Raw genomic sequence first — 14,959 nt, 5'->3', positions numbered from 1 at the left:
TCAGACGGGCGTCTCGCGGGCGGTCGCGACCAGCGCCGCCCACGCGTCGATGAGCAGCGCGAAGTCGTCCATGTCGCGCCGGGCCTCGATCAGCAGGGTGTCGCGCTGCTCGCGGACCCGGTCGGCGACCCGGGTGAACCGCCCGCCGAGGCGCCGGTAGGCCGCCTCCATCAGGTCCGCTTTGACCTCGTTGGGCTCGCGCGGCTGCCAGGTGCTCGCCCGGACCAGCGCGGCGATGGCGGCCGGGTCGTCGCTGGTCATCCGCCGGTAGACGAAATGCAAGTACTGCATCGACAGGATGAATTTGGCGAACCGCATCTGATAGGCCAGGAAACCGTCGTCGCTCTTGCGTTCCGCGGTGTGGAAATTGACGATGTGCCGGTTGTGCAGCAGGCCCGGGAGTCCGGCCTTGTCGGCCACGTGAATGAGGAAGTAATCGCTGCCGATGGTGTCGGTGGCCGGCGGCAGCGGCACCCGCTCGTGCAATCCGGAGAAGCTGATGTTGTGCATGTCGACGCGCATCGGGTCGACCACCGACAGGATCGTGTGGTCGCCGTCGAACGACGCGCTGCCGGTGAACGACTCCTCGACCAGCGCCCGCTTCTCCTCGTCGGTGCTGCCGTCCGCGGCCCACAGGCTGACCAGGTCGTAGTACGCCTCGTGGTCGCGGATGTCCTCGACGTCGACCGACATGCTGCCGACGAACGACGCCCCGGCCATCGCGACCGGAAGGTCCCGGCGACCGTCGTCGAGGCGGTCCTCGGTCGCCACCACGTCGCGGGCCGGGCGTCCCAGCGCGGAGAGCTCGGCGTGGATCGGGAAGACCTTCTTCCCGGCGTACGTCTGGAAGTACAGATCCGAATCCCGGCGGTGCACGGACGTGCAGCCCAGCGCGGCCGCGATCAGGAACGCCCGGTTGGTGCAGGCGCCGTAGGACAGCGCGCGCGGCTGCATCAGCTCCAGCAGCAGATCGGGCTTGGCGGCGTCGGCTTTTTCCAGCACCCGCTGGAGGAAGTCCCGCTGCCGCGCGTCGTCGAGATGCCACACCGTGGCTGTGGTCTCCAAGGCCCGCGCGTGTTCCCGGAAATGCGCGGACGAGTCCAGCACCAGCAATTGCACGTCGACGTCGAAATGGGTGGCCGCGTATTCCGCTTCGGCGACCACTTCGGTCAGGGTGGCGACGCATTCCCGATTGGTCGGCACCACCAGACAGATCCGGCGACGAGACTGCACGTCGAATTCCTCCGTCACCAAGATCGTCCGTGACAACGCGAAGGAATCTAACGGAACCGTCCTGATCGGACAAGCCGGACTCCGCTCGCATGTCGGAAACGCCAGGTCGGCGCCGGTTCCGAAACTTTTGTCGTCGGCCGGAACGCCCGGCTTTGCGCCGACCGGTATCGTGTCGCCCGGCCGTGCAGTGACGACGATGAATCAGAGGTGCTGATGGACGCCGCCGTGCTGGCAGTGCAGCGATGGGTCAACGCCACGTACGCCGGGGTCTCGGGGTATGTCGTGATCGCCGAGGACGGCAGCGCCGGACGCCAGACGATGGCCGCGCTGACCCGCGGGCTGCAGCACGAGCTGGGGATCACGGCGCTCTCGGACAACTTCGGCCCCGCGACGCTGGCCGCGCTGACCGCGCACGGTCCGATCGGTCCGGCCGAGACGAACCCGAACCTGGTCAAGATCGTCCAGGGTGGCCTGGTCTGCAAGGGCTACGCCACGTTCGGCCTGGACGGCATCTTCGGTACGGCCGTGGCCGGCGCCGTCGCGACCCTGATGACCGACGCCGGGCTGGCCGCGAGGATCGACGGCACGGTCATCCCGAAGGTGTGCAAGGCGCTGTTGTTCACCGACAGCTACCAGCTCGCGTCCGGCGACTCGGCGCCGTTGCGGGCCGCCCAGCAGTGGATGAACGGCCGCTACCTGAACCGGTCGGCGTTCACCGTGCTGGCCTGCGACGGCCGCCGCTCCCGCGAGTTCCTGACCGCGCTGATCTTCGCGGTGCAGTACGAGGGCGGCCTGACCGACGCGCAGGCCAACGGCAACTTCGGACCGCTGACCCAGGCCGGGGTGAAGGCGAACGGCCTGGTCAAGCCCGGTTCCTCCGGCCCCTGGGTGCGGTTGTTCTCGGCCGCGCTCACCCACTACCCGGCGACGCCGGTCCTCACCGGCGACTTCGACGAGCCGCTGGCCGCCGCGACCCGTACCTTCCAGGCGTTCTGCCGGCTCACCGAGAACGGCCAGGGCGACTTCCCGACCTGGGCGTCGCTGCTGATCAGCACCGGCGACCAGGCCCGCCCGGGCACCGCCGCCGACACCGTCGACGAGGTGACCACGGCTCGCGCCCAGGCCCTGGTGGCGGCCGGGTACCGCACGATCGGTCGCTACCTGACCAACGTCGAGGGCAGCGACTTCGACAAGGAACTCAAACCCGGCGAGCCGGCCACCCTGGCCGCGAACGGCCTGAGCCTGTTCCCGATCTTCCAGACGTACGCGGACTCGGCCTCCTACTTCGGCTGGGCCCAGGGCTACGCGGATGCGCTGGCCGCGCACGACGCGGCGGCCGGGCACGGCATCGACGCCGGGGCGGTCGTCTACTTCGCCGTCGACTACGACGCGACCGACACCGAGGTGACGCAGCGGGTGATCCCGTACTTCCTCGGGGTCGAGGCCGGGCTGCGCCAGCGCGGCAGCCGGTACTCGCACGGCGTCTACGGCGCCCGCAACGTGTGCAGCCGGCTCGCGGCCGAGGCGTTCCCGCGGTGGAGTTTCGTCAGCGGCATCACCTCGGGCTGGACCGGCAACGTGACCTACCCACTGCCGGTCAACTGGGCATTCGACCAGATCTCCACGATCGACGTCGGCACCCTGGAGATCGACAAGTGCGTGCAGCGCCCGGGCACCGACGCGGGGGAGAGCGCCTTCGGCTCGACCGCGACCGAGGCGGCCGACTATCTCGACTGGATCGACCGGCTGCACGAGCTCGCGGTCGCCTACGGCAACGGCGACCCGGGCGAACTGGTCCTGCAATACCTGCGCGCGGGCCGCTACGACAACTGGCAGACCCGCAAACTGGCCGGTGCCACCGACGCCGGATTCATCGGCTACGTCGATGCCACCGGCCTGGCTCGCGTGCGCACCTACCGCGACCCGGTCGCCCGCGTGGACGTCGACGTCGCCCGCTTCGGCGCGGCGGCCCTGGCCGAACTGCGGGGACGCGGCGACGCCGGCGGCTGGGGCGGCGACCTGATCGCGTTCTACGGCGGCTGGCGGTTCACCGCACCGGCCACCACGGCCCGCGACTACTGCGCGGCCAACCTGGCCATCGCCGAGCGTCCGTCCGCACTCGACCTCGGCGGGCTGGTCGCCGCCGTGGACGGGTACCTGGCCGCGGCCGCCCTGCGCGCGGGCGGCACGCTCGGCGCGCACCTGCGCGGGGCCGACCGCGGCGTCCGGTTCAGCCTGTTCCACCGCGCCCGGTTCGGCGGCGACCCGACCGCCGCCGCGGCCGCGGCCCAGAACCTGCTCACCGACACCGGCGACGACGTGGTGACCGCCTACCGCGCGCTGCTGCTGCGCGGCCTGGCCACGACGCCGGTGCCGGTGGACGACCATGTGCGCCAGTTCGGCCGCGGCTTCGCCGACCGGCTGGTCGCGCTGACCGAGAACGAGCAGACCCAGCTCCGTCGAGGAAAGGTGTCCTGATGCGGCGACGAACCCTGCTGGCGTCGGCCGGAGCGGGAGCCGTGCTGACCGTTCCCGGCCTGCCCACGGCCCCGGCCGAGGCCGCTCCGAAACCCGCCGCCTTGCGGACGTACGCGGTGCAGGGCACCGACATCGCGGTGGCGTTGCTGCCCGGTCCGGCCGCGACGGTGCTGCTCTACGCGGCCCGCCGCTTCCACTACGAGATCGACGCGCTGCGGCCGGGCGACCTGGTGACCGACGCGTCGGGCACCGTCCTCGACATCCGGCCGGGGTCGTATCCGCCCGGGGCACGGGACGGGTTCATGCCGTACCAGCAAATCGTGGTTCATGACATCGTCGGCCAGTGCGACGGGATGCTCGGCTGGGGCGGCGACGCCCGCACGCCGCGCGAGGGACGCTTCGTGATCGCGGTGGCCCCGGCCGATCACCGGCTGCGGGCGCTGGCCAAGCGCCTGGACGCCGACGCCGGGTCGCCGAGCCGCCGGGTGGGGGCGGGCACCGCCCTACCGTTCACGCCGGACCGGGTGCGGCGGGCGCAGACGATCCGTCACGGCATGGCCAAGTAGGGCCGCCGCCGTCACCAGCACGGCACTGCCGGCGACGTCGAGCACGTAGTGGTTCCCGGTGCCGAGTACGACCAGCACCATGAGCAGCGGGAACGACCACACCAGCCGGGCCCGCCGTGGATGCGTCGGCCGCAACGCCGAGCATGCGGCGTAGGCGCACCACAACGCCCAGCCCACGTGCATGCTCGGCATCGCCGTGTAGTGGCTCGGATGGGTCCACGAGCTCTGGTCCACGAAGTCGTGCCGGGCGACGACATCGACCGCGCCCGGCAGCGCGAAGCGCGGCGGGGACAGCGGGACCGTCCAGTAGACGAGCAGGGCGAGCGCCATCATCGCGACCATGGTCCGGCGGACCCGGCGGTAGACCTCGGCGTGCCGGATGAAGATCCATATGAGCACGCCGGCGACCACCGGGTAGTACAGCCGGTAGACGCCGACCGCGAGCCGGCTGAGGACCGCGTGGCCGGCCAGCCAGGCATTGACGCTCACCTCGACGTCGAGGTGCAGGGCGCGTTCGACCGCCTGCAGGCTCAGCGCGTTCGCGGTGGCGGCGCCGGCATCCCGGCCGGTCAGGGCGTCGAGTCGGGTGAAGACGACGAACCAGAGCGCCAGCGGCAGGAATTCGGTGAGCACCACCCGGACGCTTCCGCGCGGCGGATCCACGCGGCTCACCATAGTCCCGGCTCGATCTCGCCACCAAGGAGGAAGCGCTGCTGGCGACCGGCCAGCAGCGGGCCGAACGGATCATCCAGGCGCTGGGCGCCCGCCCGGCCGGCGAGCCACTGTGGACGGCGCTGACCGCCGCGATCGTGGACGGTTTCGCCGGGGACGAGAGCGAGATGCGCCAGGTGGTGCGGCTGCCGAGCGGACCGCTGCTGACCGACGAGCACCACAAGACGGACGCGGTGATCGAAACCGCCGTCGCGTCCCGGATCGGCGCCGACGCCGACCGTGACCTCTATCCCCGGCTGGTCGCCGGCGCCGTGCCGGGCGCGATCCAGGTCACACCGACAGCGACCGGGACGCCCCGGTGACCCTCGACGACCTGCGCGGCGTCGTCACCGAGATGCTCGCCGAGCCGGCCACCCTGCGGAGCGCCGCCGACCGGCTGACCGGACTGGACATCCGTTACCGGCCCGGCCCCCCACCCGCTGATCGGCGGTGCTCGAACTGGCGCTGGGCGTCATCTGCGTGGCGTTCGGGCGCCTGGACGCCGACGCCGGGTCGCCGAGCCGCCGGGTGGGGGCGGGCACCGCCCTACCGTTCACTCCCGACCGGGTGCGGCGGGCACAGTCGGTTCGTCACGGTCTGGCCGAGTAACGCGGGAGAAGCCGTCGGCCAGATCGGCGACGGTGTGCGCCCGGATCGCCGGGACGAGATCACCCGCGTGCTGTTTCGCGACCGCGCGTACGTGATCCTCGGCGGCGCCGGACAGTCCGTCGTAGACGGCGGTGAACAGCGCGCGGGCCGGTTCCCGCAACCATTGCGGCGGCAGCAACCGGGCGGGCAGGTGCGGGTCGAGGATCGGCAGGCGGCGGTAGGTGTCCATGACCTCGGTCCGGGTGCGGACCGCCTCGGCGCCGGTGATCCGGCCGGCCCGAGCCCGGGGCAGCACCGGGTTCCAGTGGCGCATGAACGACTGGTACTGCCCGGCGATGGCGGTGGTGTCCCAGGCGTCGATCGGGTCGCGGCCGATCGACAGGCCGAGCTCGACATGCCGCGCCCGGAACACGGTCAGGGTGCCGAGGGACAGCTCGGCCAGGCGGGCTCGGGTCTTCGTGGTGAGCTCGTGCGGCGAGATCCAGAGGCCGTCGTAGAGCGGCGCGTAGCCCATCCAACGCAGCTGGCTGCGCAGTCCGCGCCGCAGAGTGCCCTCCTGCTGCGGGAGTGAGAAGGCGATCAGCGTCCACCACTCGTCCCACGGCAGCGCTTCGTCCGGGGCGACGATCGCGCTGCCCCCGGCGGTCAGGAAGGCGGCGGCCTGCGGGGTCAGCCGGTAGAAGCTGCGCCGGCCCTCGCGATGCCCCTCCAGCACACCGCGACGGGCCAGGCGGCTGATCGCCGTCCGGGCGCCCCCGGCGGTGACCCCGGCCTCGGCCAGCAGGGCCACCATGGCCGCGGACGGCAGCCAGGCGCGGGACCTCAGCGTGTAGTCGGCCAGCAGCGTCACCGCCAGGCCCTGCGGTGAGCTGCCGGCCTGCCGCCGCGGCAGCCGCACCGATCCGGACGTGTCCTCGGGAAAGATCTCTTCGATGTCGTACGGGTTGGCCGCGGCGGCTGCGCTCGGGTCTCGGGCGGGCATGGATACGACTGTAGATGCTCATGATGCGCAGTCGATCGAGGTTCATCGATTGACAGTTTGTGGCCCTTGGCGGAAGCTTTCTGTCATATAACAGCATGGGCCGGGCCAGGCGCGACATCGGCCGGTAAGTCCTGCCGTCCCCATCTGCCATCGCGAAGGCCGCCTCGCCCTACCGAGCGAAGCGGTCGCCCCCGCCTGCGTGCGGGAAGTGAAGGAGTCGAGCGATGAAGATCAGAAAGGCGCTCCTGCTCGCCGCGGCCACCTGCCTGGCCGTGGCCGGTCTCGCCGTGCCGGCCATGACGCCGGCCTACGCCGCCGCACTGACCGAGGTCACCGGCTTCGGCGACAACCCCGGCGGCATGCGCATGCACATCTATGTCCCGGACTCGCGGCCGGCCCACCCCGCTGTCGTGGTGGCCATGCACGGCTGCGGTGGTTCCGGGCCCGGGTTCTACTCCAGCAGCGAGTTCGCCGGGCTGGCCGACCGGTACGGATTCCTCGTCATCTACCCCTCGGCGACCCAGCAAGCCGGCTTCGGCAACTGCTTCGACACCTGGTCGGACGCGGCCAAGCGCCGAGGCGGCGGCAGCGACCCGGTGTCGATCGTCTCCATGGTCACCTACGCCGAACGCCAGTACGGCGGCGACCCGAACCGGGTCTACGCCACCGGCAGCTCGTCCGGCGGCATGATGACCAACGAGATGCTGGCCCTGTACCCGGACGTGTTCAAGGCCGGAGCAGCGTTCATGGGCGTCCCCTTCAACTGCTTCGCCAACGCCGCCGACTATCCGCCGAGCAGCAGCAAGTGCACCGGCGGCAGCATGGACCGCACGCCGCAGCAGTGGGGTGACGCGGTCCGGCAGGCCTACCCGGGCTACACCGGCCCGCGCCCGCCCATGCAGCTGTGGCACGGCACCAGCGACACCCTGGTGCCCTACTCCCTGCTGCAGGAGGAGATCGAGCAGTGGACCGACGTATCCGGCCTGAGCCAGACACCGACGTCCACCGACGTGCCGCAGTCCGGCTGGAACCGGCGTCGCTACGCCGGCACCGGCTCAACCGCGCAGGTGGAGGCGTACAGCATCCAGGGCGCCGGGCACAGCCTGCCGAGCGCCGGCATGGCCGCCTACGCCATCGCGTTTTTCGGTCTCACCGGCTCCGGCTCCTCGCCGTCACCGTCCGGTTCACCGTCGCCGTCCACCTCGCCGTCGCCGTCCGGCTCACCCACGACGCCCACCTCCGGCCCGTGCCGGGTGACGGCCACGGTGAACGCGTGGAACAGCGGCCTGACCGAGAACCTCACCGTCACCAACACCGGCACGACCGCCGTCAACGGCTGGACGCTGGCCTTCACCCTGCCCGGCGGCCAGAACATCACCTCCGGGTGGAACGCCACCTACTCACCGGCCTCCGGGACGGTGACCGCCCGCAACCTCACCTACAACGGCGTGATCCCGGCGAACGGATCGATCACGATCGGCTTCCAGGCCACCCACACCGGCAACACCGGCAAACCGGCCACGTTCACGCTCAACGGCAGCACCTGCGCCACCGCCTGAGCCCGGCGGTCAGGCCTTGACGACGCAGGTGGGCTGCGGACTCAAGGTGTCGACCAGGCGGGTCGCGGCCGCGGTGTGCTTGGCGTAGGCCTCCGGGAACGCGGAGATCTGCACCGCCTGGGCGGCCTGGGTGAGCCGCATGTCCTGCCAGCCGTGGATCGTGAGCAGCTTGTCGTAGAACTTGCGGGTCTGATAGCCCGGGTCGGACAACTGCTTCGGAGTGCCCCAGCCCTGGCTGGGGCGCTGCTGGAACAGGCCGATCGAGTCCCGGTCGCCGCCGCGCAGGTTACGCAGGCCCGACTCCTGCATGGCGGTGGCGACCGCGATCACCAGGGCCGGCCGGGGCATCTGCCGCTCGGTGCCGATCGTGACGATCAGGCGGGCGTTGGCCAGCTGCTCGGGACTCCACCTGTCCTGAACCGACACCGACGGTGCCACCGCAGCGGCCGGCGTGCAACCGGCATCGTCGGCGTCGGCCCGCAGCATCGGACTGAGGAGGAAACCGGCCAGCACCGCAACGGCGATCACGAACAAGGCGCGCAAAGTAGAGAGTTGCCTTCCGGGGGTGTGGTCGGGCCTGGGGGCCGTGCTGCCCGGCGAAGAGTACCGGCCGTTGATCGACCGGCATACATCCGGACGGCCCATTCGGCCGCGACCGGCGCTGACCACCGGTAGCCCGATCGGCCCGTGTGGAGATTGTGTGAAGCGCCGGGATGTTTCGTGAAGGGCGGCCCGGCCGGCCGGATCGCCGACCATTCTTACCGCCGTGACACGATCGGCGAACCGGAGACAGCTCGCGGTGGGAACGGTTCTCGCCGTGGCCGGTCACGTCGTCGCCGGCGGTCCCTTGCTCTGCGCCGTCTACACCTTCACCCGTTATGCCGAGCCCGACTCGGTGTTCATGGTCTGCTGCCTGACGGCGGTGCTCGAATTGGCGCTGGGTGTCATCTGCGTGGCGTTCGGGCTCATCGTGCGATCGAGTTCGCCGAGCCTGGCGACCGGTGTCCTGTCCGGATGGCTCGGCGGGCTGCTCGTGATTCCGTGCGGCGGCACGATGCTCGTCGGATTCCTCGCCGGACTGACGTGAGCGACGATTTCCGGCGGCAGTTCAGGCCGGGGGAGCGTCGACGGCACTGCGGGACGTGACCGGGCGGCCGTCGCGCGGCCGGCCGGTCACTTCCAGCAGCACGGCCAGGGCCACACCGACGCAGAGGCAACTGTCCGCGATGTTGAAGACCGGAAACTTCTGCGCGTACGGCGCGAACACGCTGATCATGTCGACCACGTGACCCTGGAACGGGCCGGGAGCCCGGAACAGCCGATCGCCCAGGTTACCGAGGGCGCCGCCCAGCACCAGCCCCAGGGCGAGCGCCCACGGCAACGAGCGCAGCCGGGTCGCCATCCAGCCGATCCAGCCGATCACCACCAGCGTGACCAGCGAGAACACCCAGGTATGGGCGCTTCCTCGGCTGAACGCGGCGCCACCGTTGCGCAGCAGCGACAGGTAGACCAGCCCGCCCAGGATGCGCACCGGCCGGCCCTCGGTCAGGTGCGCGGTGGAGAGCCACTTGGTCCACTGGTCGAGTGCCACCGCGACCACCGAGGTGGCGGCGAGCACCGCCACGGCCGTGGTTCTGCTCATCGTCGTTCCTCCGCAACGTGGTCAGGTGTGCGGAAATGTAGTCCAGAACGCGCACTGATGTTCGCCCGCCACGTCCACGTCGCGGCTCCGGTTGTCGGCGAACGTCTGCACGTGCGGGGTGCGCGGCCGGCTCGTGGTGCCGGCGGTGGCGGTCAGCCACTCCATGTCGAACAGGTCGGGCAGCGCGTAACCGTCCTCGACCATCAGATCCGGTGCCTCTTCGGAGAAGAGATCGAAGACCGATTTTGTACGGTGTCCCGATGGACGATTGGCTGGCCGGCGTACAGGCCTTGATCCCCGGTTCGCACGTGGAGTTCGTGGACCAGCTCGGCGGCAGCACACGGTCGAACGTGCGGCGGATCCGGGCCGGCGACCGCACCCTGATCGTCAAGGAGTTCACCGGCCCGGGAGACGGCTGGGTCCGGGAGTGCGCGGCCCTGTTCTTACTCCCGCCGCAGGTCCCGGCCCCACACCTGGTCGCCACAGGCGTGACACCGCCGACCGTGGTGATGTCCGACCTGGGTTCCGGCCGCAGCGTCGCCGACCTGCTGCTGGGCCCGGACAGGGCCGCGGCCGTCACCGCGGTCACGGCCTGGGCCCGGGCCGTCGGAACACTGCACGGCAACACCGCCGGGCTGCGCGAAGACTTCCGGCAGGCGCTGTCGGCCCGATCCGGTGACCGGCCGGTGTCCGAATCCAGGCTCGCGGCGAGTCTGGACGAGGCGTGCGCGGCGATCGCCCGCCAGGGCCCGGAACTCGGCGTCACCGTCGCGCCCGAGGCCCTCGACGAGTTGCGCGGGATCGGCGCCCGACTCGGCGAGGACGGGCCGGCCGCGCTGACCCCGTCCGACGCCTGCCCGGACAACAACGTGTTCACCGGCGATGCGCTGGCCCTGATCGACTTCGAGGGCGCGCAGTGGCGGCACATCGCCTGGGACGTCGCCTACCTGACCGTGCCCTGGCCGTCCTGCTGGTGCTCCTGGCGTCTCCCGGACGACGTCGCCGACCAGGCGATCGAGGCCTACCGGTCGGCGTGCGCGCTGCCCTACGTCGACACCGCCGCCTTCCGCGACGACGTGCGGGTCGCCGCGATCGGCTGGGCGGTCGAGTCGATGTCCTGGCTGCTGCCCCGGGCCCTGGCCGACGAATCACCGCTGACCCGGCCGATGCCGACCAGGCGAGCGATGATCCTGCACCGTCTCGGACGAGCGGCCGACTCGACCGAACTGCCCGCACTGGCCGGGCTGGCGGCCGATTTCCGGGACGCGCTCACCGACCGGTGGGGTGAGGTGCGACTCCCGTACGCGCCGGCCTTCCGGGCTACGACTGGGTGACCAGCGACGCGATCAGCTCGTGATCCCAGGACGGCAGCTCCTCGTCGGCCGCCTTCGGCGCGACGAACTTGTAGCCGACCTGGCGCACCGTGCCGATCATCGTCTCGCAGCGCGGTCCGAGCTTGGCCCGCAGACGCCGGACGTGCACGTCGACCGTGCGCGTGCCGCCGAAGTAGTCGTAACCCCAGACCTCGCGCAGCAGCTGATCCCGGCTGAACACCCGGCCCGGCTGCTGAGCGAGGAACTTCAGCAGCTCGAACTCCTTGTAGGTCAGCGCCAGGGCCTCGCCCCGCAGCCGGGTGGTGTAGCTGTGGGTGTCGATGGCCAGGTCACCGATCCGGATCATGTCGTCGGCCGCGGTGCTCACCATCCCGCGCCGATCCATGACCATGGTCAGCCGGGCGGCGACCTCGGCCGGACCGGCAGTGGTCAGCAGGAAGTCGTCGATGCACCAGTCGGCGCCGATCGCGGCCAGCCCGGCGTCGCGCACCAGCGCGATCAGCGGCGCGTTCAGACCGTTCGCGTGAAGCGTCCGGCAGGTGCCGCGGGCCTCGTTCAACTGCCCGGTGGCGTCGACCAGAACCGCGGCCAGCTGAGGATTCTTGATGGCCTGAGCCCATTTGTCGCGTGGTGAGACCTGAACGGCGTACGGAAGCAGGTCCAGAACCGGCAGCACATCAACCTGGCTGTCGGTCAGCAGGAGAAGATTCATTGACACCCTTCCATGACGCCCGTGGACTCCGGAAAGGCGGTCCGGGCTCGCAGACTTTTCGGTGCTGCGTTCGTCCGCAAGGCTAAACGCGAACTGTTTCCACCGGATATCGCGCGGTCGACCCACGAGACGCACTGCTGCTCACGCGGCACAAAATCAAGATCATTTCGCCGTACGTCGTGAGCCGCGCGCCCCGGCCGTGCCGGCCGCGATAGGTTCGGTCGCCGAGGTGGTGGCCCCCGCATCGAGCCGCCGCCCAACCGCAGAGGAGACACGATGAGCACCACCGCCGACCGGCTCACCGAGCTCGGCCTGACCCTCCCGCCGCCGATGGTCGTGCCGGCCGGAGTACGCCTGCCCTTCCGCACCGTGCACGTGGTCGGGGACGTCGCCTACATCGCCGGGCACGGGCCGCAGGACGCCGACGGCACCCTGTCCCCGCTGCGGGGCAAGGTCGGTGCCCAGCTCACCCTGGAACAGGCCTACCAGGCCGCGCGGTCGACCGGCCTGTCGATGTTGGCGAGCCTGGCCCGCGAACTGGGCGACCTGGACCGGATCGCCGCCTGGGGCCGCGTCTTCGGCATGGTCAACGCGGCGCCCGGCTTCGACCGCCTGCCCGAGGTGATCAACGGCTTCTCCGACCTGATCCTCGACGTGTTCGGCCCGCAGGTCGGCGCGCACGCCCGCAGCGCGGTCGGCCAGGCCGAGCTGCCGTTCGGCCTCCCGGTCGAGATCGAAGGCCAGGTCCACCTGCGCCGGTGACCGATCAGCAACTCACGCCGGAACGGCTCAGCGGCGCCGCGCTCACCGGCCCGATCGCCGCGAGTCCGGCCGCCCGTTACCACGGCCCGGCCCGGAGCGCCGCGGTCGCATCACCGGCCCACTCGGGCCGTCCACGGCGCCGGGGCTGGAGAACAGCACGGACGGAGCCGCGGGCCGCGCGGCCACCGGCGGCCACTGCGCCGCCACGATCTCGGCCCCGGTCACCGGCACCGGCGGCTTGAGGTGGTCCAGCATCTGCTGGGCCTGACCGGCGTCGATGCCCCGGGCCGGATCGATCCGGACCCCGGCCTCATCGGCCGCGTCCTCGACGTCTTCGCTGGTCACTGTCGCCGACCCGAGACTGCTGAGCCGGCGCGCGAATTCCTGCACATTGATCATCTGCAACTTCTCTTTCGGGATGATTCAACGACACAGCGTAGTCTGCCCGTCCCGCACCCCGGAGATCGCCTGCCGCGCGTCGCGGATCCGGCCCGGCGGCCGGCCCGGATCAGACCGTGGCCAGGTGGACCATCGCCGCGCTGCGCTCCCACAGTCCGGCGGCCAGGACCGGGTCCCCGGCCTGCGGGTTCGGACGCTTGGCGGGCTTGCCCCGCTCGTAGTACTCGCCGGATGACCAGTCCTTTCCCGCCACCGTCCCGGCCAGCCACACCATCTGCTCGGCGCCCTTCTCCGGTCCGGCCATGAACAGACGGCGAAGGCCGCTGCCGTAGACGAAACGCATGGCGCTCGTGGTGTCCGAGGCGAAGCTGGTGGCGATCATCCCGGGGTGGAAGGCTGCCGCGGACAGCCCCTGGCCGTGGAACCTCCGGTGCAGTTCCCGGCTGAACAGGATATTCATCAGCTTCGCGTCTCCATAGGCCTTGTTGGGCGAATACTTCCGGTCATTGTTGAGATCGTCGAGATCGATGTGGCCGAACAGCTTGGACCCGACGCTGGAGGTCTGGATGACCGACGCCCGCCCGGTCACCAGCCGCTCCAGCAGCAGATTGGTGAGAAGGAACGGCGACAGGTGGTTGACCTGCAGCGTCTTCTCGAAACCGTCGACGGTGCGCGCCCGATCGCCGAAGACCCCACCGGCGTTGTTCACCAGGACGTCGATGCGGGGGCAGGCCTGCAGCAGCTCGCCGGCCAGACGCCGGACGTCGTCGAACCGGGTGAAGTCGGCCAGGAAGGACTGGGCGCCGAGCTCGTCCGCGACGGCCCGGGTCTTCTGCGGTGAGCGGCCGACGACGACCACGGTGTGACCGTCCGCGTGCAGCTGTCTCGCGCCGGCGGCGCCGATGCCGTCGCTGGCGCCGGTGATGATGATGGTCTTGGGCATGGTGTTACTCCAGATGTCGTACCGGAAATTCAAGGACCCGATCAATGGGGTACGGCGTCCGACCCGGCCGACAGCGTCGCCAGCAGTCGCAGCGCGTCGTCCGAGGGAGATCCGCGCTCGGCGGTGATGAGGCCGAGCAGCTGCTCGGGGTCGTCGGCCAGGATGACCGCCTCGTAACCGAGGACGAGGTCGCCGACGAGCGGATGGTGATACCGCTTGATGCCGTGGGTCCGCTGGTAGACGTCATTGTCGGCCCACCAGCGGCGGAAGTCGTCGTCGCGTACCGAGAGCTCGCCGACCAGCTCGGCCAGCAGCGGATCGTGGGGGTAGGCCCCGGCGTGCAGGTGCAGTGTCGCCACGATGCCCCGCGCCGCGTCGTCCCAGTCGACGTAGAGACCGCGGGCCGCCTCGTCGAGAAAGATGAAGCGCGCCATGTTGCGATCCCGACGGGGCCTGGCCTCGAAATCGGCGAACAGCGCACGACCGAGATCGTTGACGGCGAGCACGTCGGTGCGGTGTCCCAGCACGATGGCCGGCGTGTCGGTGAGGGCGTCGAGCAGCCGGCGCAGGCCGGGACGGACCTTCTGCCGCGGCAGCGGCCGGGGCCGCGATCGCCCGGGTGCGGCCAGCGTGAACAGATGCCGGCGCTCCAGGTCGTTGAGCGAGAGCGCCCGGGCGACCGCGGCCAGCACCGCCTCGGAGACGTTGGCGGCCCGGCCCCGTTCGAGCCGGATGTAGTAGTCGACACTGACCCCGGCCAGCCGGGCCACCTCCTCGCGGCGCAGACCCGGCACCCGCCGGGCCCCGGCCCGGTCGGGCAGTCCGGCCTGCTCCGGCGTGATCCGGGCTCGTCGCGAGCGCAGGAACTCGCCGAGCTCGGCCTGCGCCGGGCGGCCGTCGGAGGTGTCGTTCACGCGCCCAACGCTAGGTCGGCCGACCCGTTGCGTACAGCGGTCAGGGAGGTACTGCCGGGCCCCCGCACACCCGATCCGTGGCCGTTGGCCGTCGGGGAGGACCAGCCTGGGATCG

17 protein-coding genes are annotated in these 14,959 nt (G+C 71.0%); 7 read left to right on the top strand and 10 right to left on the bottom strand.

Features of this window, described 5'->3' with window-relative positions:
* Entirely contained in the window at positions 1-1,251 is a 1,251-nt protein-coding gene (locus ACSHV8_RS23635; protein WP_436535933.1) for a DUF6271 family protein, read from the bottom strand.
* Positions 1,252-1,446: 195 nt separating this feature from the next.
* Here ACSHV8_RS23635 and ACSHV8_RS23630 point away from each other — a divergent pair, with 195 nt between their 5' ends.
* Together ACSHV8_RS23630 and ACSHV8_RS23625 are read left to right on the top strand one after the other, a co-directional pair.
* A complete protein-coding gene (locus ACSHV8_RS23630) occupies positions 1,447-3,711 on the top strand; it encodes a glycoside hydrolase domain-containing protein (RefSeq protein WP_436535932.1) in 2,265 nt (754 codons plus the stop codon).
* On the top strand, positions 3,711-4,277 hold the full coding sequence (locus tag ACSHV8_RS23625; protein ID WP_436535931.1) for a hypothetical protein: 567 nt from the start codon (positions 3,711-3,713) through the stop codon (positions 4,275-4,277). Before ACSHV8_RS23630 ends, ACSHV8_RS23625 begins: the two co-directional genes overlap by 1 nt.
* On the opposite strand, the gene ACSHV8_RS23620 is transcribed toward ACSHV8_RS23625, so the two are convergent.
* Positions 4,215-4,940, bottom strand: coding sequence for a phosphatase PAP2 family protein (locus ACSHV8_RS23620; RefSeq protein ID WP_436535930.1), 726 nt, complete (start codon positions 4,938-4,940; stop codon positions 4,215-4,217). The two genes, ACSHV8_RS23625 and ACSHV8_RS23620, sit on opposite strands and share 63 nt — an antisense overlap.
* Before the next feature lie 146 nt (positions 4,941-5,086).
* Between ACSHV8_RS23620 and ACSHV8_RS23615 the strand changes: the two genes are divergently transcribed.
* Positions 5,087-5,311, top strand: coding sequence for a hypothetical protein (locus ACSHV8_RS23615; RefSeq protein WP_436535929.1), 225 nt, complete (start codon positions 5,087-5,089; stop codon positions 5,309-5,311).
* Between the two features lie 230 nt (positions 5,312-5,541).
* Here ACSHV8_RS23615 and ACSHV8_RS23610 read toward each other — a convergent pair whose 3' ends face one another.
* Complete coding sequence (locus ACSHV8_RS23610; RefSeq protein WP_436535928.1) at positions 5,542-6,579, bottom strand: PaaX family transcriptional regulator; 1,038 nt, start codon at positions 6,577-6,579, stop codon at positions 5,542-5,544.
* A gap of 224 nt (positions 6,580-6,803) precedes the next feature.
* Here ACSHV8_RS23610 and ACSHV8_RS23605 point away from each other — a divergent pair, with 224 nt between their 5' ends.
* A complete protein-coding gene (locus tag ACSHV8_RS23605; protein ID WP_436535927.1) occupies positions 6,804-8,138 on the top strand; it encodes an extracellular catalytic domain type 1 short-chain-length polyhydroxyalkanoate depolymerase in 1,335 nt (444 codons plus the stop codon).
* 9 nt (positions 8,139-8,147) lie between these two features.
* Here ACSHV8_RS23605 and ACSHV8_RS23600 read toward each other — a convergent pair whose 3' ends face one another.
* Positions 8,148-8,666 carry a peptidase M23 gene (locus ACSHV8_RS23600; RefSeq protein WP_436536885.1) on the bottom strand — a complete coding sequence of 173 codons (519 nt, stop codon included), beginning with the start codon at positions 8,664-8,666 and terminating at the stop codon, positions 8,148-8,150.
* Between the two features lie 271 nt (positions 8,667-8,937).
* Here ACSHV8_RS23600 and ACSHV8_RS23595 point away from each other — a divergent pair, with 271 nt between their 5' ends.
* Entirely contained in the window at positions 8,938-9,225 is a 288-nt protein-coding gene (locus tag ACSHV8_RS23595; RefSeq protein WP_436535926.1) for a hypothetical protein, read from the top strand.
* A gap of 21 nt (positions 9,226-9,246) precedes the next feature.
* On the opposite strand, the gene lspA is transcribed toward ACSHV8_RS23595, so the two are convergent.
* Together lspA and ACSHV8_RS23585 are read right to left on the bottom strand one after the other, a co-directional pair.
* Entirely contained in the window at positions 9,247-9,780 is a 534-nt protein-coding gene (gene lspA, locus ACSHV8_RS23590; protein ID WP_436535925.1) for a signal peptidase II, read from the bottom strand.
* A gap of 21 nt (positions 9,781-9,801) precedes the next feature.
* A complete protein-coding gene (locus ACSHV8_RS23585) occupies positions 9,802-9,984 on the bottom strand; it encodes a hypothetical protein (protein WP_436535924.1) in 183 nt (60 codons plus the stop codon).
* Between the two features lie 56 nt (positions 9,985-10,040).
* On the opposite strand from ACSHV8_RS23585, the gene ACSHV8_RS23580 reads away from it, so the two are divergent.
* Entirely contained in the window at positions 10,041-11,114 is a 1,074-nt protein-coding gene (locus ACSHV8_RS23580) for a phosphotransferase family protein (protein WP_436535923.1), read from the top strand.
* Here ACSHV8_RS23580 and ACSHV8_RS23575 read toward each other — a convergent pair.
* A complete protein-coding gene (locus tag ACSHV8_RS23575; protein WP_436535922.1) occupies positions 11,101-11,832 on the bottom strand; it encodes a winged helix-turn-helix domain-containing protein in 732 nt (243 codons plus the stop codon). The genes ACSHV8_RS23580 and ACSHV8_RS23575 overlap by 14 nt on opposite strands.
* Positions 11,833-12,102: 270 nt before the next feature.
* On the opposite strand from ACSHV8_RS23575, the gene ACSHV8_RS23570 reads away from it, so the two are divergent.
* Positions 12,103-12,588 (top strand): RidA family protein, encoded by a 486-nt coding sequence (locus ACSHV8_RS23570; RefSeq protein WP_436535921.1) that lies wholly within the window; start codon positions 12,103-12,105, stop codon positions 12,586-12,588.
* Between the two features lie 42 nt (positions 12,589-12,630).
* On the opposite strand, the gene ACSHV8_RS23565 is transcribed toward ACSHV8_RS23570, so the two are convergent.
* From ACSHV8_RS23565 to ACSHV8_RS23555, 3 genes are all read right to left on the bottom strand, one after another.
* Complete coding sequence (locus ACSHV8_RS23565; protein ID WP_436535920.1) at positions 12,631-12,987, bottom strand: hypothetical protein; 357 nt, start codon at positions 12,985-12,987, stop codon at positions 12,631-12,633.
* 109 nt (positions 12,988-13,096) lie between these two features.
* Positions 13,097-13,930 (bottom strand): SDR family NAD(P)-dependent oxidoreductase, encoded by an 834-nt coding sequence (locus tag ACSHV8_RS23560; protein WP_436535919.1) that lies wholly within the window; start codon positions 13,928-13,930, stop codon positions 13,097-13,099.
* A 41-nt stretch (positions 13,931-13,971) separates the two neighbouring features.
* Positions 13,972-14,844: a helix-turn-helix domain-containing protein gene (locus ACSHV8_RS23555; RefSeq protein ID WP_436535918.1), complete on the bottom strand. Its 873-nt coding sequence runs from the start codon at positions 14,842-14,844 to the stop codon at positions 13,972-13,974.
* Positions 14,845-14,959: the final 115 nt, after the last annotated feature.

The organism is Actinoplanes sp. HUAS TT8 (assembly GCF_051380535.1).
GTDB lineage: Bacteria > Actinomycetota > Actinomycetes > Mycobacteriales > Micromonosporaceae > Actinoplanes.
The sequence above is the reverse complement of the archived record's forward strand: the minus strand, read 5'-3'. Positions and strand labels throughout refer to the sequence as shown.